Annotated in this window: 13 protein-coding genes and 3 pseudogenes; 3 read left to right on the top strand and 13 right to left on the bottom strand. The window is 45.4% G+C overall.

Annotated features, from left to right (window positions below; genetic code table 11):
- Window positions 1–215: 215 nt before the first annotated feature.
- From sucD to sdhC, 8 genes are all read right to left on the bottom strand, one after another.
- On the bottom strand, window positions 216–1088 hold the full coding sequence (sucD, locus tag AC5YBX_RS07480) for a succinate--CoA ligase subunit alpha (protein ID WP_110458162.1): 873 nt from the start codon (window positions 1086–1088) through the stop codon (window positions 216–218).
- Window positions 1088–2254 carry an ADP-forming succinate--CoA ligase subunit beta gene (gene sucC / locus AC5YBX_RS07475; protein ID WP_475516578.1) on the bottom strand — a complete coding sequence of 389 codons (1167 nt, stop codon included), beginning with the start codon at window positions 2252–2254 and terminating at the stop codon, window positions 1088–1090. Before sucC ends, sucD begins: the two co-directional genes overlap by 1 nt.
- 101 nt (window positions 2255–2355) lie before the next feature.
- Entirely contained in the window at window positions 2356–3543 is a 1188-nt protein-coding gene (gene odhB / locus AC5YBX_RS07470) for a 2-oxoglutarate dehydrogenase complex dihydrolipoyllysine-residue succinyltransferase (protein WP_494519370.1), read from the bottom strand.
- Window positions 3544–3573: 30 nt separating this feature from the next.
- The gene (sucA, locus tag AC5YBX_RS07465; protein WP_494524681.1) at window positions 3574–6393 is read right to left on the bottom strand and encodes a 2-oxoglutarate dehydrogenase E1 component; all 2820 of its coding nucleotides are present in this window, start codon (window positions 6391–6393) and stop codon (window positions 3574–3576) included.
- 216 nt (window positions 6394–6609) lie between these two features.
- The gene (locus AC5YBX_RS07460) at window positions 6610–7317 is read right to left on the bottom strand and encodes a succinate dehydrogenase iron-sulfur subunit (RefSeq protein ID WP_475516575.1); all 708 of its coding nucleotides are present in this window, start codon (window positions 7315–7317) and stop codon (window positions 6610–6612) included.
- A 10-nt stretch (window positions 7318–7327) separates the two neighbouring features.
- A complete protein-coding gene (gene sdhA / locus AC5YBX_RS07455) occupies window positions 7328–9094 on the bottom strand; it encodes a succinate dehydrogenase flavoprotein subunit (protein WP_475516574.1) in 1767 nt (588 codons plus the stop codon).
- On the bottom strand, window positions 9095–9442 hold the full coding sequence (sdhD, locus tag AC5YBX_RS07450; protein WP_110458168.1) for a succinate dehydrogenase, hydrophobic membrane anchor protein: 348 nt from the start codon (window positions 9440–9442) through the stop codon (window positions 9095–9097).
- A complete protein-coding gene (gene sdhC, locus AC5YBX_RS07445; protein WP_475516573.1) occupies window positions 9436–9810 on the bottom strand; it encodes a succinate dehydrogenase cytochrome b556 subunit in 375 nt (124 codons plus the stop codon). Before sdhC ends, sdhD begins: the two co-directional genes overlap by 7 nt.
- A gap of 435 nt (window positions 9811–10245) precedes the next feature.
- On the opposite strand from sdhC, the gene AC5YBX_RS07440 reads away from it, so the two are divergent.
- A complete protein-coding gene (locus tag AC5YBX_RS07440) occupies window positions 10246–11535 on the top strand; it encodes a citrate synthase (protein WP_475516572.1) in 1290 nt (429 codons plus the stop codon).
- Between the two features lie 416 nt (window positions 11536–11951).
- On the opposite strand, the gene AC5YBX_RS07435 is transcribed toward AC5YBX_RS07440, so the two are convergent.
- Both AC5YBX_RS07435 and AC5YBX_RS07430 read right to left on the bottom strand, forming a co-directional pair.
- A protein-coding gene (locus AC5YBX_RS07435; RefSeq protein ID WP_494524680.1) for an IS3 family transposase occupies window positions 11952–13027 on the bottom strand; the annotation gives its coding sequence in 2 pieces (ribosomal slippage) (window positions 11952–12775 and window positions 12775–13027; 1077 coding nt in all).
- Between the two features lie 216 nt (window positions 13028–13243).
- Window positions 13244–13801, bottom strand: coding sequence for an MDR/zinc-dependent alcohol dehydrogenase-like family protein (locus AC5YBX_RS07430; protein ID WP_494524679.1), 558 nt, complete (start codon window positions 13799–13801; stop codon window positions 13244–13246).
- 86 nt (window positions 13802–13887) lie between these two features.
- Between AC5YBX_RS07430 and AC5YBX_RS07425 the strand changes: the two are divergent.
- A pseudogene (locus AC5YBX_RS07425) lies at window positions 13888–14217 on the top strand (transposase); the annotation flags it as partial.
- 40 nt (window positions 14218–14257) lie between these two features.
- On the opposite strand, the pseudogene AC5YBX_RS07420 reads toward AC5YBX_RS07425, so the two are convergent.
- Window positions 14258–15333, bottom strand: a pseudogene (locus AC5YBX_RS07420) (IS3 family transposase).
- A gap of 68 nt (window positions 15334–15401) precedes the next feature.
- Between AC5YBX_RS07420 and AC5YBX_RS07415 the strand changes: the two are divergent.
- A pseudogene (locus AC5YBX_RS07415) lies at window positions 15402–16564 on the top strand (IS3 family transposase); the annotation flags it as partial.
- 79 nt (window positions 16565–16643) lie between these two features.
- Here AC5YBX_RS07415 and istB read toward each other — a convergent pair.
- Together istB and istA are read right to left on the bottom strand one after the other, a co-directional pair.
- Window positions 16644–17408 (bottom strand): IS21-like element ISShfr5 family helper ATPase IstB, encoded by a 765-nt coding sequence (gene istB / locus AC5YBX_RS07410; RefSeq protein WP_494524678.1) that lies wholly within the window; start codon window positions 17406–17408, stop codon window positions 16644–16646.
- A gap of 28 nt (window positions 17409–17436) precedes the next feature.
- Window positions 17437–18981, bottom strand: coding sequence for an IS21 family transposase (gene istA / locus AC5YBX_RS07405; RefSeq protein WP_494524805.1), 1545 nt, complete (start codon window positions 18979–18981; stop codon window positions 17437–17439).
- Window positions 18982–19170 lie beyond the last annotated feature (189 nt).

The following is a 19170-nucleotide window of genomic DNA, read 5'->3' as shown; positions in this document are numbered from 1 at the left end:
CAATAATTTTTAGCAGCAAAAAAATGCCTTTTTATATCGATACAGTTATATGACAGCCTGATAAAAAACACAGCACGATTAACTGATACAACAACTGACATAACAGAGGCAAGATAGCGGCGTTTAATGGTTATAGTCGTAAGTTATCAAACTGAAAGCTCAAAAATAACCCACAAAAAAGGCGCCCTAAGGCGCCTATTTACAAGTGGGTAAGATTACCAACCTGTTTTAGTACGTAGTGCACTGCCGATATCTGCAAGTGAACGTACGGTAGTTACGCCCGCCGCTTCTAGTGCTGCAAACTTATCTTCTGCAGTACCTTTACCACCAGCGATGATCGCACCAGCATGACCCATGCGCTTACCTTCTGGTGCAGTCACACCAGCAATGTAAGAAACAACAGGCTTAGTCACGTTAGCTTTGATATATTCAGCCGCTTCTTCTTCAGCCGTACCACCAATTTCACCAATCATCACGATGGCTTCTGTTTGTGGATCGTTTTGGAACATTTCCAATACGTCGATGAAGTTAGTACCTGGAATTGGGTCGCCACCAATACCAACACAAGTTGATTGGCCGAAACCTTCATCGGTAGTTTGCTTAACCGCTTCGTACGTTAGGGTACCAGAGCGAGAAACAATGCCCACTTTACCAGGCTTGTGGATGTGACCAGGCATGATACCAATCTTACATTCACCTGGGGTGATAACACCTGGGCAGTTAGGACCGATCATGCGCACGCCAGTTTCTTCAAGCTTAACCTTAACTTGCAGCATATCCAGAGTAGGAATGCCTTCAGTAATACAAACGATTAGCTCGATGCCACCATCGATAGCTTCAAGAATGGCATCTTTACAGAAAGGGGCTGGTACATAGATAACGGTTGCTGTTGCACCCGTTTCAGCTACGGCATCTTTTACAGTATTAAATACTGGAAGACCTAAGTGAACTTGACCACCTTTTCCTGGAGAAACACCACCAACCATTTGAGTGCCATACGCGATAGCTTGCTCAGAATGGAAAGTACCTTGACCACCAGTGAAACCTTGGCAAATGACCTTGGTATCTTTATTGATTAATACAGACATTATTTGCCCTCCGCAGCAGCAACAACTTTAACAGCAGCGTCAGTTAGTGACTCAGCTGCAATAATGTCAAGACCAGAGTTAGCCAATACTTCGCGACCGAGATCAGCGTTAGTACCTTCAAGACGAACCACAACTGGCACTTCAACACCCACTTCTTTCACTGCGCCAATGATGCCTTCGGCAATCATGTCACAACGTACGATACCACCAAAGATGTTCACCAGAACCGCTTTAACGTTAGCGTCAGACAAAATGATCTTAAATGCTTCAGCTACGCGCTCTTTAGTCGCTCCACCGCCAACGTCTAGGAAGTTAGCTGGCTTGCCGCCGTGTAGGTTAACGATGTCCATGGTACCCATTGCTAGGCCGGCACCGTTTACCATGCAACCTACGTTACCGTCGAGGGCAACATAGTTAAGCTCAAATTTAGCCGCATGTGCTTCACGCGCGTCATCTTGTGATGGATCGTGCATGTCGCGGATTTTTGGTTGACGGAACAATGCGTTGCCATCGATACCTATCTTACCGTCTAGGCAGTGAATGTTGCCTTCGGTCGTGATAACCAGCGGGTTGATCTCAAGCAGTGCGAAATCATGGTCGTTGAACATCTTAGCAAGACCCATGAACACTTTAGTGAACTGCTTCATTTGTGTTGGGTTTAGACCCAATTTGAAGCCAAGATCACGTGCTTGGTAAGGCTGTGGACCCGTTAACGGATCGATAATGGCTTTGTGAATAAGCTCTGGCGTTTCTTCAGCCACAGTCTCAATCTCAACACCACCTTCAGTTGATGCCATAAACACCACGCGACGGGTCGCACGGTCAACAACAGCGCCAAGATAAAGTTCGTTAGCGATATCGGTGCAGCTTTCGACTAAGATTTTAGCAACTGGCTGGCCTTTTTCGTCAGTTTGGTAAGTGACAAGGTTCTTACCTAACCAATTTTCAGCAAATGCTCTGATCTCTTCTTTGTCGCCGGTAACTTTAACGCCACCTGCTTTACCACGGCCGCCTGCGTGTACTTGACACTTAACAACCCACATATCACCGCCAATATGGCCTGCCGCTTCTACCGCTTCTTGAGGGGTATCACAAGCAAAACCTTCTGACACTGGTAAACCATATTCGGCAAATAGGGATTTTGCCTGATATTCATGCAAATTCATGATGATCTATCCGTATACTTCTTATCAAATCCAACCGGCTCATAGGAGCCAGTAGCGAGGGTGATGCCCACCAAAGCGATAGGCATCGAATCAACGTCGTCTTACAGGTCGAGCAATAGACGAGTTGGGTCTTCGAGGAAGTCCTTAATGGCAACCAAGAAGCCAACAGACTCACGACCATCGACTATGCGGTGGTCATAAGACAATGCTAGGTACATCATAGGCAGGATTTCAACCTGACCATTAACTGCCATCGGGCGATCTTTAATGGCATGCATGCCTAAAATCGCACTTTGTGGCAGGTTCAAAATAGGCGTCGACATGAGTGAGCCAAATACGCCACCATTAGTCACGGTGAAGTTGCCGCCTGTCATATCATCAACAGTCAGCTTACCGTCACGGCCTTTGATGGCTAATTCACGCACGTTACGTTCGATCTCAGCAAGGCTCATGGTGTCGGTGTCACGCAGTACTGGCGTCACCAAACCACGTGGGGTCGATACCGCGATACTCACATCGAAATAGTTATGATAAACAATGTCATCACCATCGATAGAGGCGTTAACTTCTGGGAAACGCTTCAGGGCTTCAGTCACGGCTTTGACGTAGAAAGACATGAAACCTAGACGAATACCGTGACGCTTCTCAAACACTTCTTGATACTGCTTACGAATGTCCATGATAGGTTTCATGTTCACTTCGTTGAACGTCGTCAACATTGCAGTTGAGTTCTTCGCTTCAAGTAGACGATTGGCAATGGTCTTACGCAGACGTGTCATAGGTACACGCTTCTGGCTACGCTCGCCTAGTGGGGCTACAACAGCAGCAGGCGCTGATGCAGGTTTCGCAGCAGGGGCTGATTTGACGAAGGCTTCAACGTCTTCTTTCGTGATACGTCCACCCACGCCAGTGCCTTTCACTTGAGCTGCATCCACATTATGTTCGGCGATTAAGCGACGAACTGATGGACTTAGCGCATCATTTGACTCATCACTTGCCGCTTCTTGTGGTGCTTCAGCTTGCGCCTTAGTCACTTCTTGACCAGCAACCGCGCCAGCAACAAATTTAGCAATCACAGCTTCACCTAGAACGGTGTCGCCTTCTTCGGCTAGAAACTCAACGATTGAACCATCTTCTGGCGCAACCACTTCAAGTACCACTTTATCGGTTTCAATATCAACCAAGTTTTGATCACGAGTCACTTGCTCGCCAGCTTTGACATGCCAAGTGGCGATGGTTGCATCAGCAACTGATTCTGGCAGTACGGGTACCTTGATTTCGATACTCATGGAAAGCTATCCTTTTTAAATTATCAATTACTACAGTTTTAATGCGCTATTTATTAGAGATTCTTGTTGCTGAGCATGCAGTGCTGGGTAACCACAAGCAGGGGCAGCAGATGCTTCACGGCCTGCGTAGGTTAACTGTGCGCCTGCTGGAATCGCCGCCCAGAAATGGTGTTGGCTACAATACCAGGCACCTTGGTTCTGCGGCTCTTCCTGACACCAAACGAAATCTTTAACGTGCTGATATTGCGCCAGGATTTGTACCATGTCCTCATGTGGGAACGGATACAATTGCTCGACACGGATCAGTGCAATATTAGTGAGATTCTCTTTGCGACGCTTTTCAAGCAGCTCAAAGTACACTTTACCACTACAGAACACGACGCGGTCAACCTGGCTGCTATCTTGCTCATCGATCTCCGCAATCACGTTTTGGAAGGTGCCAGTGGCAAGCTCTTCCATACTCGATACGGCTAATGGATGACGCAGTAGCGATTTAGGCGACATCACCACCAATGGACGACGCATAGGACGTACCACTTGACGACGTAGCATGTGATAAACCTGCGCAGGCGTTGATGGCACGCACACTTGCATATTGTGGTTAGCACAAAGTTGCAAGAAACGTTCAAGACGCGCACTGGAGTGCTCTGGACCTTGACCCTCATAACCGTGTGGTAACAGCATGGTTAAGCCACATAAGCGGCCCCACTTTTGCTCACCCGATGATAAGAACTGGTCAATCACGACCTGCGCGCAGTTAGCGAAATCACCAAACTGGGCTTCCCAAAGCGTTAATCCGCCAGGCTCGGCTGTGGCGTAACCATATTCAAACGCCAGTACTGATGCTTCAGACAATACCGAATCAGAGATATCGATAGGGCCTTGCTCGTCGGCCACATTACGCAGTGGTAAATAAGCCGTTGCATCGTTTTGATTGTGTAATACCGCATGACGATGGAAGAAGGTGCCGCGACCTGAGTCTTGCCCCGTAATACGTACCCGCTTGTTATCTTCAAGAATTGAGCCGTAGGCTAAGGTTTCAGCAAACCCCCAATCGAGCAGCTTTTCACCCTTTGCCATGGCAACACGATCTTTATAAATCTTGGCAACACGTGACTGTAACTTATGATTTTCAGGTACATAACTTAACTTGTCAGCCAAGTTTTGCAGACGCTCGATAGACATTTCACCTGGGTAGGCTTCGTCCCACTCGCGATCAAGATAAGGCGTCCAGTCAACCGTATGCAGCGTCATAGGGCGCCACTCTTTAACGACGCAATCACCTTTATCGAGTGCATCACGGTAGTCGTTGATCAAGCTGGTGACTTCATCAGCAGCTAAGGTGCTCTCTTCGATTAAACGCTCGGCATAAATCTTACGCGGCGTCGGATGCTTTTTAATCTTGGCGTACATTAATGGCTGTGTAGCACTTGGCTCATCGGCTTCGTTATGACCATGACGACGATAACAAACCAGATCGATAACCACATCACGCTTAAACTCGTTACGGTAATCAACCGCCAGCTGCGCAATGAAGGCAACGGCTTCAGGATCATCAGCATTAACGTGGAAAATCGGCGCCTGCACCATCTTAGCGATATCGGTACAGTATTCTGTTGAGCGAGTATCTTCAGTCAAGTTAGTGGTAAAGCCCACTTGGTTATTGACTACGATACGAATACTGCCACCCACTTTAAAGGCACGGGTTTGAGACATGTTAAATGTCTCTTGTACTATCCCCTGACCTGCAATAGCACTGTCACCATGGATGGTGATGGGCATTACTTGCAGACCGGTTTTACAACCGCGGCGATCGAGACGTGCTCTGACAGAGCCCATCACCACAGGGTTAACTATCTCAAGGTGCGATGGGTTGAACGCAAGGGCTAGATGAACATTGCCACCTGGCGTTTCAAAATCTGAGGAGAAACCTTGATGATACTTAACGTCGCCTGAACCGAGTAATTCGTCGCTGTGCTTACCAGCAAATTCATCAAACAGTTCTGACGGTTTTTTACCGAGAATGTTCACCAATAGGTTTAAACGACCACGGTGAGCCATCCCCACGACCATCTCTTTGGTACCGGCTTGGCCACCACGGTAGATGATTTCACGCATCATGGGCACGAGTGCGTCACCGCCCTCGAGTGAGAAGCGCTTAGCACCGGGGAACTTGGCGCCGAGGTATTTTTCCATACCTTCGGCGGCGTTAAGGCCTTCGAGAATACGGAGTTTGGTGGATTTATCGTAATTAGCTCTACCTAAGGATGGCTCCAAACGTTGTTGGATCCAACGTTTCTCATCGGTATCTGTGATATGCATGTATTCAGCGCCGATAGCACCACAGTAGGTGGCCTTCAGTGCATTCACAAGATCACCTAGCTTCATGGTGTCGCCACCGTGCGCAAATGAACCTGTGTTGAATTCACGATCCATATCGTCGCTAGTTAAGCCGTGGAAGGCAGGGTCCAGTTCAGTGACGGCATCGCGCTTCCATAAACCGAGGGGATCCAGATTCGCATTCTGGTGACCGCGGAAACGGTGAGCGTTGATCAACTGTAGGACTTTAACTTGTTTAGCATCCACATCAGGGTCGGTAATACGAGCAGAGCTCTTATGGCGGCCTTCTAACGCTAAACTACGAAAATATTCACGTACTTTTGAGTGGGCAGCTTCGGGCACATCTGTTGCGCCGTTGGCATATGGGAGGTTATCAAATACCGCGCACCAGTCGTCTGATACTGACTGTGGGTCTTCTTGATAGGCTTCATACATCTCTTCTACATAGGTCGAGTTCGCGCCACTTAAGTGAGACGAATCGAGCCAGGCTTTCATGATGCCTTGGTGCATTTCTATTCCTTTCAAACTTGATACACGTGTTTAGCCAAAGTCTTAAAAATGCAATCCCAGTTAATCGCACTGCAATTGCAATCTATCTGCCGCCCCGAGAATCCAGATTGTACGGCACATGTGTAGTTCCATTACATAAAAGAGCCACTTCCTCTCAAAGAAGAAGTGACTCTTCATGAGCTATATCATTATTAGAATCAGCTCAGGTTGTTGCATTTACACTGCTCTCTTAAGCAACATTGACTTAATGTGTCCAATGGCTTTAGTCGGATTCAATCCTTTCGGACAAACATCCACACAGTTCATGATGCCATGGCAACGGAATACGCTGTATGCATCATCAAGCTCAGACAAACGCTCTTCAGTCGCGGTATCACGGCTATCGATAAGGAATCGATAAGCATGTAATAGACCACTTGGACCGATAAACTTGTCTGGGTTCCACCAAAACGATGGACAGGCTGTAGAACAACAAGCACACATAATACACTCGTAAAGACCATCTAAGTGTGCACGTTCTTCAGGTGATTGCAGATGCTCACGCGCAGGCGTTTTCTCATCGTTAATCAAATAAGGTTTAATCTTTTCGTACTGTTTGTAGAACTGAGTCAAATCGACAATCAGGTCACGTACGACAGGCATGCCTGGTAGTGGGCGGATCTCAATAGTCTTACCCTTAAAGGTAGATATTGGCGTGATACACGCAAGGCCGTTCTTACCATTCATGTTGACACCATCACTACCACACACACCTTCACGGCATGAGCGACGGAACGCCAATGTTGGATCTTGTACTTTAAGTTGCATCAGCACATCAAGCACCATCATATCGGTACCGTCAGCCACTTCCAACGTGTAATCCTTCATGTAAGGCTTAGTGTCTACGTCAGGATTATAGCGATAAATAGCAATCTTTAAATTCATCTGACAGTCCTTAGTAAGTACGCTTGATTGGCGGGAACGCGGCACGAAGCTTAGGCTCCATGTTCACATCACGCTTAGTCATCTGCTCAGTCACTGGGTCAAACAGACTGTGACACAGCCAGTTTTCATCATCACGCTCAAGGTAATCTTCACGTGAATGCGCGCCACGACTCTCAGTACGATAGTTTGCTGCATAGGCTGTGGCTAACGCCGTTGCCATTAAATTGTCTAACTCAAGACATTCGATACGTTGAGTATTGAACTCTTGTGAGTTGTCAGACAGCTTAGCATTCGCCAAACGGTCGCGAATAGCCTTAAGTTCAGCCAGACCTTCAGCCATAGCGTCACCGCTTCGGAATACTGAGAAGTTAAGCTGCATACATAGCTGCAGATCTTTACGGATTGTGGCTGGGTCTTCACCGTCTTTATTGCTTTCCCAACGGTTTAGACGCTCAAGCGACTTGGCGATATCAGCATCTGTCGCATCTTTTGGATCGACAGTGGCGTCAAGCGCTTTACCTAAGTGTTGACCCGCAGCACGACCAAATACCACTAAGTCGAGTAATGAGTTACCACCTAAGCGGTTAGCGCCGTGTACGGATACACAAGCAATTTCACCGACAGCAAATAAGCCGACGACATCTTGCTCGCTGCCATCTTCATTCTTACGAATGACTTGGCCGCTGACTTTCGCTGGTAAACCACCCATCATATAGTGACAGGTTGGCAATACTGGAATTGGACCATCGGCGGGATCGATGTGAGCGAAGGTACGAGACAGTTCACACACACCAGGAAGACGCGCTTCTAGGGTTTCTTTACCTAAGTGGTCAAGTTTCAACAGACAGTGTGGCCCTAATGGACCATCGAGGCCACGACCTTCACGAATTTCGGTCATCATTGAACGTGCAACCACGTCACGTGATGCCAAATCTTTCGCGTTTGGCGCATAACGCTCCATGAAACGCTCACCGTCTTTATTGAGCAGGTATCCGCCTTCGCCACGGCAACCTTCGGTCACCAAAACACCGGCGCCAGCAATACCCGTTGGGTGAAACTGCCACATTTCCATGTCTTGCATCTGCACGCCAGCGCGCATCGCCATACCAATACCATCACCAGTATTAATGTGGGCGTTAGTGGTAGAAGCGTAGATACGCCCTGCTCCACCGGTCGCGAGAATCGTGGCTTTGGCTTTGAAATAAACGATTTCACCGGTTTCGATTTCGATTGCAGTACAACCGACAATCGCGCCATCATCATTCTTCACTAGGTCCAGTGCATACCACTCAGAGAACACTTCAGTCTTGTGCTTTACGTTCTGCTGATAAAGACAGTGCAATAAAGCATGACCGGTACGGTCGGCAGCCGCTGCGGTACGGGCCGCTTGCTCACCACCAAAGTTCTTTGACTGGCCACCAAACGGACGCTGGTAAATCTTACCATTGTCAAAACGTGAGAATGGTAAACCCATCTGCTCAAGCTCGATAATGGCTTCAGGACCGGTTTTACACATAAATTCAATCGCTTCTTGGTCACCGATAAAATCGGAGCCTTTCACGGTATCGTACATGTGTTGTTCCCAGTGATCCTCATGGGCGTTACCCAGCGCTACGGTGATACCACCCTGTGCTGATACGGTATGAGAACGCGTTGGAAACACTTTAGATAACAGCGCGCAGCTCTTACCTTCTTTAGAAATCTGTAGTGCAGCGCGCATACCTGCGCCACCAGCGCCAATAACGACTGCATCAAATTCACGAACTGGAATACTCACTTAAACACCCCACACAATAACAATGCCAGCAGCCAAATAAGAGAAGGCAGCCACGACGAAGACGAATTGGAGTACACCACGCAAACTGACGCATTTCACGTAGTCTGTCAGCACCTGCCAAATACCAATCCATGAGTGGATTAATAGGGCAACTAGGGCCAATAATGTAAACACTTTCATCGGCAGAGTGCTAAATAGACCATGCCAGACGTCATAAGTGAGAGGAGAACTAGCGGCGATAAATCCTACTAAAAAGATAGTGTAACAAGTAAGGATAACTGCACTAGCACGAATAAGAATAAAATCATGAACGCCGCTGCGTCCAAGACTTGCTGCATTTGTTACCATACCCAAATCCCCGCAATGATTGACAGTGCCGCGGCAATAACGAAGGCGGCTTTCGCTGAAGCGTTACCTGAGTCTAACTCTTCCCAACGTCCGGTATCCATGATGAGGTGGCGTACGCCAACGACAAGATGGTAACCCAGCGCGGTTAGAATTCCCCAGACGACAAACTTAACGAACAAGTTATCAAACAGAGATTGTATGCCTGCGAAACTCTCAGCAGATGCGAGTGATTCACTCAACAACCAGATAAGAATGCCGACGGCAAACAGCATGATAACACCGGATACACGGTGTAGGATTGACGCAATCGCTGTTGCAGGAAAGCGAATGGTCTGCAGATCTAGATGGACAGGTCTTTGCTTTTTCACGTTCTGCTCACTTCTGCTCCATTGAGCATTATTTTTGTTATCGAACCCCTTTCGAACGAAATTTGATCAGCAAGCAAACTTACCACCTCGTCTCGCCACAAAAGAAAAGTTTAAACAAACTGTTAACTAATTCAAAAATCACTAATTAAGCTTGTAAGAAATGGTTTATGAATTGGTTTGTTTGTAGCTCTTTTCGAGCCGAGGCAAGTATACGCCGCCGAAATGTCAAATACAAACATCACATTATGCAAATTTAGTTTTTTTGGTAAAAAAATCTGCCAAGTTCCTGTATTGATAAGGGCTTCAGCCAATTTAAGACCATGGTCTAACGAATTTAAACGCTTATTTAAATTGAAATGTGATCTAGATTCACTGTAAAGTATTGGCGTTTGACAAAGCCGCACTCACATAAGAATGAAGTAAGGAGAACGGGGTATGGCTGATAATATAGCCAAATTGGAATTACCAGGGAACGATTCGATTGACCTGCCTATTAAAAAAGGGACAGCAGGATTTGATGTAATCGACATCAGCAAACTAGGTAGCAAAGGTCACTTTACATTTGACCCAGGATTTTTAGCGACAGCATCCTGCGAATCCGCTATCACTTACATTGATGGCGCCCAAGGTATACTTTTACACCGTGGTTACGCAATCGACGAATTAGCCGTCGATTCAGATTATTTAGATCTTTGTTATCTATTGCTTTACGGTGAGTTACCCACTAAGGCCCAATACGATAAGTTTGTCTACACGGTTAAGACTCACACTATGGTTAACGAGCAATTGGCTTCGTTTTTCCGTGGTTTCCGCCGTGACGCTCACCCAATGGCGATGCTATGTGGTGTGACGGGCGCATTATCTGCGTTTTACCAAGACTCTTTAGACGTAAACGATGAGCATCACCGCGAAATCGCCGCGTTCCGTTTAGTGTCTAAAATGCCGACGATTGCAGCCATGTGCTACAAATACTCAATTGGCCAACCCTTTATCTATCCACGCAACGACCTAAGTTACGCGGGTAATTTCCTAAGCATGATGTTTGCTGTACCGTGCGAAGAATATAAGGTCAACCCAATTGTTGAACGCGCGATGGATCGTATTTTCATCCTTCACGCCGATCACGAACAAAACGCATCAACCTCTACCGTTCGTTTAGCGGGTTCTTCTGGAGCTAACCCATTTGCGTGTATCGCAGCGGGTATCGCCTCACTTTGGGGTCCGGCTCACGGCGGCGCCAACGAAGCCTGTTTAAACATGCTTGAAGAGATTGGCACAGTTGATCGCATCCCTGAGTTTATTGCACGCGCTAAGGACAAAGACGATCCTTTCCGCCTAATGGGCTTTGGTCACCGCGTTTACAAGAACTTCGACCCACGCGCTAAAGTGATGCGTGAAACTTGTCATGAAGTGCTTGCCGAACTTAAAGTGAACGATCCGCTACTTGATGTGGCGATGGAGCTTGAACGCATTGCGCTTGAAGATGAGTACTTTGTGTCTAAGAAGCTGTATCCGAATGTCGATTTCTATTCAGGCATCATCATGAAAGCCATCGGTATCCCGACCAGTATGTTTACCGTGCTATTTGCATTGGCACGTACTGTTGGCTGGATTGCCCACTGGAAAGAGATGCTAGATCAGCCTGGTCACAAGATCAGTCGTCCACGTCAGCTTTACACAGGCTCACCTGAGCGTAGCTTTGTCGATTTAGACAAACGCGGCTAATCAGTACGATCTTTGCTAAACGTTAAAAGGCACTCATTGAGTGCCTTTTTTATTCGCATCTATCTAATGGTAGCGTTAACTCTCATGCTCATGGCAACCAATTGCTTGCAGCATGCTTACGTGCAGGTGTTTCTTCGACACCGCTGACTCTCTTTTTGAAAAGAATCATCCCTAGGTGCTCTGCGATTTCACTGCTGAAATCGAAGATCACAGCCGCACCTACACCGATTTCTTAATCTCTTCGATTTAGCCGTCATTGTGTAACCACATAGCCGTCAAAAGCTAACTCGGTTTTGGACAATTCTGTTTTAGGGAGTTTGCTAATTTAGCTATTCATAAATAAGTTATGGTATTGAAAACTGGCTACTAGCTACAGAGGTAATCCTCCCATTTTTAACTGCAATTAAAAATAGAAGTTAGGCAGCCATCAGTGGTGGCCTGCCGTTATTAGCTTTATGTGGTCTTTCATGATTGTAAAACCATAACCACTTAGTTGCATAGTCCTGCACCTCTTTAATTGATTCGAACAGGTACTTGCTGAGCCAACTGTACCGAATTGTTTTGTTATGCCGTTCGATATAAGCGTTTTGTTGTGGATTACCTAGTTGAATATATTCAATTCGAATATTCTGGCATTTAGCCCACGTTGTAAACTCAGTACTGATAAACTCAGGGCCGTTGTCACAGCGAATAACTGTTGGCTTAGCTCGATATTCAAATACCTGCTCTAGCGCTCTAATAACCCTTACAGCAGGAAGTGAAAATCCTGGTTCAATCACTAAAGCTTCACGCCGATAATCATCTATGACATTAAATAATCGGTAATTTCGACCATCTGATAACTGGTCATGCATAAAGTCGACAGACCATACTTGGTTAGGCTTTATCGGCTCTTTTAGTGGTTCCGGTGCATTTCGTTTGAGTCGACGTCTTGGACGAATACGCAGGTTCAGCGCTAGCTCACAGTAAATTCGGTACACTCGCTTATGATTCCATGGCTTGCCTTTTACATTACGTAAATAATCGAAGCACAGACCGAAGCCCCAATCATTTTCATCTTCGGTCAGCTTAATTAGCCAATTTGAAATCTGTGTATTTTCCGCCGATAATTTTGCTTGATAACGAAAGCATGTCTCACTGATAAAGAAAGCCGAGCAGGCCTTACTAATACTGATGTTGTGGTTAGCCACCGCAAACTGAGCGAGTTCTCTTCGCTCACAGGGCTTTACCACTTTTTTGCCATAGCTTCCTGAATGATTTCAGCTTTAAGACGCTCTTCTGCGTACATTTTTTTGAGTCGCCTATTTTCATCTTCTAGCTCTTTCATCCGAGCCATGAGTGATGCATCCATTCCCCCATATTTAGCACGCCATTTATAAAACGTTGCACTGCTCATACCGTGCTCTCGGCAAAGCTCAGGTGCGGGCGTACCAGCTTCAGCTTGCTTCAAAATCGTCATAATTTGACTATCCGTGTACCGCGACTTTTTCATATAGAACCTCCTGCGTTTAACTTACGAGAAAACTCTACTTTTAACAGCTGTTATTTTTCGGGGGGATTACCCAGACTAATATTTCAAAATCATCCGCAGTCCTCACCACCTTCATCTCACTTCTGCCACTTTTGGTGAGAAATTTGAACAAGTCTACTTAACCTGTCTACTACTCTACAGTTCATACTATCCAAATACTAAGAATATATAATACGACTAGGCGATGACCGTTTTTGTTTTCATAAGTTCGCTGTTCTCCAACGCTTCGGGCATCTGTTCGAATTTAAAATATGCAGGTAAACTAACGTTAAAACTGCCTTTTGAAATACGCTCAAGCAGCGCTTCACCATTTTGCATTAATGCATGCCAATCGTCTTTATCACCAAAATCATGTAACGCTCCAAGGGCTATTTCGTGATAGGAAATAGTACGGGTAAATGGCGGGTCAATAGGTTTAGCAATACGATCTTGAATGCAGACAATATGTCCATTCGCTCTTAACAGTGGCACTAAATGGGCGGCATTTTCCCCACTCACCGCATCAAAAATGGCGAAGTATTTCATGTCGATTTGAGATTGCTCCCGATAAACTTGGCGAATACCTAAGCTTTTGGCTCGCTCTTCGCTCAGACTCGCTGAGACAATATCAACGATATAACCTGCTCTGACAAGGATCTGGGATAACAAATTATTCACCGCGCCAAAACCAACGACAAGCACTTCTCTTTGTCGGGTTAATGGAATTTTTTCAAATGCCTGCCACGCAGTAAGCATCGGACAGGGCCCCCCTGTGTCAGGATTGTTGTCACCCCTTAAAATCATCCAATAATTAAATAAAGAGGGCGGTCAATGAGAGCTCAATGGCACGATATTCACCTGAACGTAAAGACGCTGTCTTAAAGAAATTATTACCTCCCCACAATATGACGGTCACGGAAGTGGCTCGCAGTGAGGGGATCTCCTACCAAACCCTGTATCATTGGCGAGATAAAGCCAAAAAAGAGGGTCGCCCTGTGCCAGGTAAAACATTAACCAGTAATGATTGGTCAGCTGAAGCTAAGTTTGCAGTTCTTATTGAAACAGCACCAATGTCAGAAACTGAAATCAGCCAATATTGCCGAGAAAAAGGCTTGTTTCGAGAACAAGTTCAGCAGTGGAAACAAGATTGTTTAGGTGGTTTTAAGACGAGTGGGTAATCCTCCCATTTTTAACTGCAATTAAAAATAGAAGTTAGGCAGCCATCAGTGGTGGCCTGCCGTTATTAGCTTTATGTGGTCTTTCATGATTGTAAAACCATAACCACTTAGTTGCATAGTCCTGCACCTCTTTAATTGATTCGAACAGGTACTTGCTGAGCCAACTGTACCGAATTGTTTTGTTATGCCGTTCGATATAAGCGTTTTGTTGTGGATTACCTAGTTGAATATATTCAATTCGAATATTCTGGCATTTAGCCCACGTTGTAAACTCAGTACTGATAAACTCAGGGCCGTTGTCACAGCGAATAACTGTTGGCTTAGCTCGATACTCAAATACCTGCTCTAGCGCTCTAATAACCCTTACAGCAGGAAGTGAAAATCCTGGTTCAATCACTAAAGCTTCACGCCGATAATCATCTATGACATTAAATAATCGGTAATTTCGACCATCTGATAACTGGTCATGCATAAAGTCGACAGACCATACTTGGTTAGGCTTTATCGGCTCTTTTAGTGGTTCCGGTGCATTTCGTTTGAGTCGACGTCTTGGACGAATACGCAGGTTCAGCGCTAGCTCACAGTAAATTCGGTACACTCGCTTATGATTCCATGGCTTGCCTTTTACATTACGTAAATAATCGAAGCACAGACCGAAGCCCCAATCACTTTCATCTTCGGTCAGCTTAATTAGCCAATTTGAAATCTGTGTATTTTCCGCCGATAATTTTGCTTGATAACGAAAGCATGTCTCACTGATAAAGAAAGCCGAGCAGGCCTTACTAATACTGATGTTGTGGTTAGCCACCGCAAACTGAGCGAGTTCTCTTCGCTCACAGGGCTTTACCACTTTTTTGCCATAGCTTCCTGAATGATTTCAGCTTTAAGACGCTCTTCTGCTTACATTTTTTTGAGTCGCCTATTTTCATCTTCTAGCTCTTTCATCCGAGCCATGAGTGATGCATCCATTCCCCCATATTTAGCACGCCATTTATAAAACGTTGCACTGCTCATACCGTGCTCTCGGCAAAGCTCAGGTGCGGGCGTACCAGCTTCAGCTTGCTTCAAAATCGTCATAATTTGACTATCCGTGTACCGCGACTTTTTCATATAGAACCTCCTGCGTTTAACTTACGAGAAAACTCTACTTTTAACAGCTGTTATTTTTCGGGGGGATTACCAGTGAAGTTCAAGCTAAAACGATTAAGCAGCAAGCCAAATCAGACAAAGCAGAAATAAAATCCCTGCAACGAGAATTACGTTATAAGGAGAAGGCACTCGCTGAAGCTGCGGCTTTACTGGTGCTTAGAAAAAAGCTCAATGCGCTTTGGGAGGACGACAGCGAGGAGAGTTAACGCCTTTGCCTAAGCGCATAACACTGGTGGATTTAATACAAGAAGCTTATGCCCACGGTGCGCGTCTTTACAAAGCTTGCGCTGAAGCAGAGTTAAGTAAACGGACGTATCGCCGCTGGTATCGAGCAGGAAAAGTGCAGGCAGATTTAAGGCCTACGGCAGTAAGACGGGAGCCTGCTAACAAGCTTAATGATGATGAGCAAGAGCAGATATTGGCAACCTCTAATGAGGCAAGGTTTGCAAGCCTACCTCCGTCACAAATCGTGCCGACACTGCTTGATGAGGGGGTCTATATCGCTTCAGAGTCGAGTTTTTATCGAGTGTTAAAAGCCAATGAACAATTAAATCGGCGTGGGCGAAGCCAAGGCGTAACAAAAAGAAGCAAACCAGATGCTTACGTTGCAGATGGGCCAAACAAAGTATGGTCTTGGGATATTACTTATTTAGCCTCGGTCATCAAAGGACGCTTTTATTATCTGTATATGTTTGAGGATATTTATAGCCGTAAGATAGTGGGTTATGAAGTCCATGACCGAGAATGTGGTGAGCTAGCGGCCGAGTTAATGCAGCGCAATATGCTACGCGAGCAATGCTTCAAAAAACCGTTAGTACTGCACTCTGATAACGGTGCTCCGATGAAGTCATTGACGATGAAAGCCAAGCTTGAAGAGTTAGGTGTTACCGCTTCGTTAAGTAGACCAAGCGTAAGCAATGACAATCCTTACTCCGAAGCATTATTCAGAACCTTAAAGTATCGGCCAGAATGGCCTAGCTCTGGCTTTAAAAATATCACCGAGGCACGGGAATGGGTAGAAGAGTTTGTGACTTGGTACAATACCAAACATAAGCACAGTAAGCTCAATTTTGTATCACCGAGTGAGCGACATGCGATGCAAGATAAAGTGATTTTATCTAAGCGTAAGGAGGTACTAGAAGAAGCAAGATCAAGAAACCCTAAACGCTGGCCAAACGGTATAAGGAACTGTTGCGTAATACCATGATGCCGATCGGTCAATACCATTCAAGCCGATCATTTTTTTGTTCGCCAGTAGACCTCCGTAAAATCTAGCTTGAGTGATCGGCTTCAGTCAAGGTCTTTAGTTTTTTTCGCATCGATTCGCCTTTTAATTCCAACTTTATTGCTCCGTGAACAAGTCGATCTAGAATCGCATCAGCATGTGTCGATTCTCCTATCATTTCATACCAATTTTCTATCGGTAATTGACTGGCAATTAATGTCGATTTTGTATCATATCTCGCATCAATTAATTCCAGTAAATCACTGCGTTGTTGAGCCGTTAATGGCTCTAATCCCCAATCATCTAAGATCAGTAAATTGGCAGAGCTAAGCTTGTTGATCAGTTTTCGATAACTACCATCGGCTTGCGCTAAGAACATCTTTTCTAATAGCTCCTTGAGCCTAAAATAATAAACGCTACTCCCTTGTTGGCAGTGGTTTTGACCAAGAGCGCAAGCGAGGTAAGTTTTGCCACACCCCGTTGCTCCCGTAATCAAAATATTTTGGTGAAGGCGAAGCCATTCACCTTGTGCTAATGAACGGATCTGAGTTTTATCGAGTTGTCGTGCTGCGCCATAGTTGAGTTGAGCAAGCGTGCCGCCAACTCTGAACTTTGCTTGTCGAGTTAGGCGGTCAATTTTACGCTGGTCACGCTGCGTTATTTCATGCTCAAGCAATAAACTTAGCCGCTCTTCGAAGCTTTGTTCTACGTATAGATTAGGTTGCTCAAATTGCTGTAATAGCGCATCACGTATACCGCTTAGCTTTAAGTTACTTAACTGGTTATTGACTTGTTGATTGATATTTTTCATAAGATTTCCTTTGATTGGTTAGTTTTTATTAATGGTAATAGTTATTGCCGCGGATATTTTTATGATCAATATCTTGTAGTAAATCACCCTGAGCTTGTGGCAAGGGTTGCTTATCCAAGCCTTTTTCTAAGATGGTTTTCACTTGTTTTACGCGAGTAACACCTGTGGCTAATGCGCGATGACAGGCGGCTTCAAGACGTTGGCCTGTAAACTTCTTGCCTAGGCTTAATAACCCCATACAAGCACGGTAGCTTTGCTCTGGATGCTTTTTAGCTTGCATCAATTGCATAACAAACTGCTCGGTTGATTTGCCAAACTGACTTGCCCAGCGCTCAAATCGCTGCGGTGTCCATTGCTGTTGTTTTTGGTGAGCGATAGGCATATGCAGCTCAAGCGTGGTGTGCGCACCTTCTCGGTATGATCTGGGGTGAACAGCGACTCGTATGCCTTGATGGTAGAGTGTCACCAATTTTCCTGAGGCATGTGCTTCAAGCTTTTGCTTGATCAAGGTATGTGGCACTGAGTAATAGTGTTTTTCAATCTCAATATGATAATCAATATGTACGCTCACTTGTTTCACTAAGGTGTAGCTGTAAGGCAGCGTGGGCAATGGTTTTAACGCTGGTTTATCAATGGCTTCAAATTGACTTAATCGTGAGCCAGGATGTTTTTTCATTTGTCGCTGATTTAAATCGATGAGTAATTCTTGAATCTTTAGATTTAATTGACGCAAGCTAAAGAAGGTTTCATTACGAAGATGTGCCATGATCCAACGTTCAACAATTTGTACACCCACTTCAGCCTTGGCTTTATCCTTTGGTTTATAGGGTCTTGCAGGCACAATGACGGTATCGTAATGCGTCGCTAGTTGTTGGTAGGTTGGGTTTAAGTCAGGCTCATATCGGCAGGGTTTGGTGACGGCACTTTTAAGGTTGTCAGGAATGATCAGCTCAGGAACACCACCAAGAAACTCAAAACAACGGGCATGACTCATCACCCAATCTTCAAGTTTTTGGCTGTAAGTCGCTTCGGCATAGGTATAATTTGATGCCCCCATGACCGCGACGAACACTTGTGCAGTACGGCATTCGCCTGTACTTCCATCAACAATACTCATGGTTGGGCCACAGTAATCCACAAACAGTTTTTCACCTGCTTTATGGTTTTGTCGCATCGAGGTTTTTTGGCATTTAAGCCATGCCTTGTACTGACGGCAGAGGTGAGTGTAACTGTAAAAACCTTCCGCGTGCCGCTCTTTATATTCTTCCCAAAGCAGCAACAACGTCATGGTTTTAGGCCGAAGCTCTTGCTGAACTAACGACCAGTCAGGAATGGTAAAGCCTTTTAATCGAGGCTTTGTTTTGAAAAACGCTTGTTGCAGAGAGTGATCATCCCACTTCTCATCAAGCGGCCAGCAAGTAATATCTAGCTCTGCTGATTTACAGGCATATTTAGACACGATTGAGGGTGAAACAGATAAGCTTTTTGCTATCTGACGATGACTGAGTTTACAGCCGTATTTTAGTCTTAAAATTTCTTTAAGTTTACGCATTGAAATAGGTGCCGTTGGCATGGTCATTCTCATCATCAAAAATGAAAAGAATAACGGTTAAAAACACCTACTGGGTAGACAAAAAGTACAAAAAATGAACTGTACTATTCAAGCCGATCACTCAATACTATTTTGACCGAAAAGTGATCGGCATCGATGGTATTGAGTGATCGCGATGGATGGTATTAGGTGATCGGCTTAGATGGTATT

This window comes from Shewanella sp. 492 (genome assembly GCF_059338445.1).
Note: the sequence above shows the minus strand (reverse complement) of the source record. Positions and strands in the feature narration are given on the sequence as shown.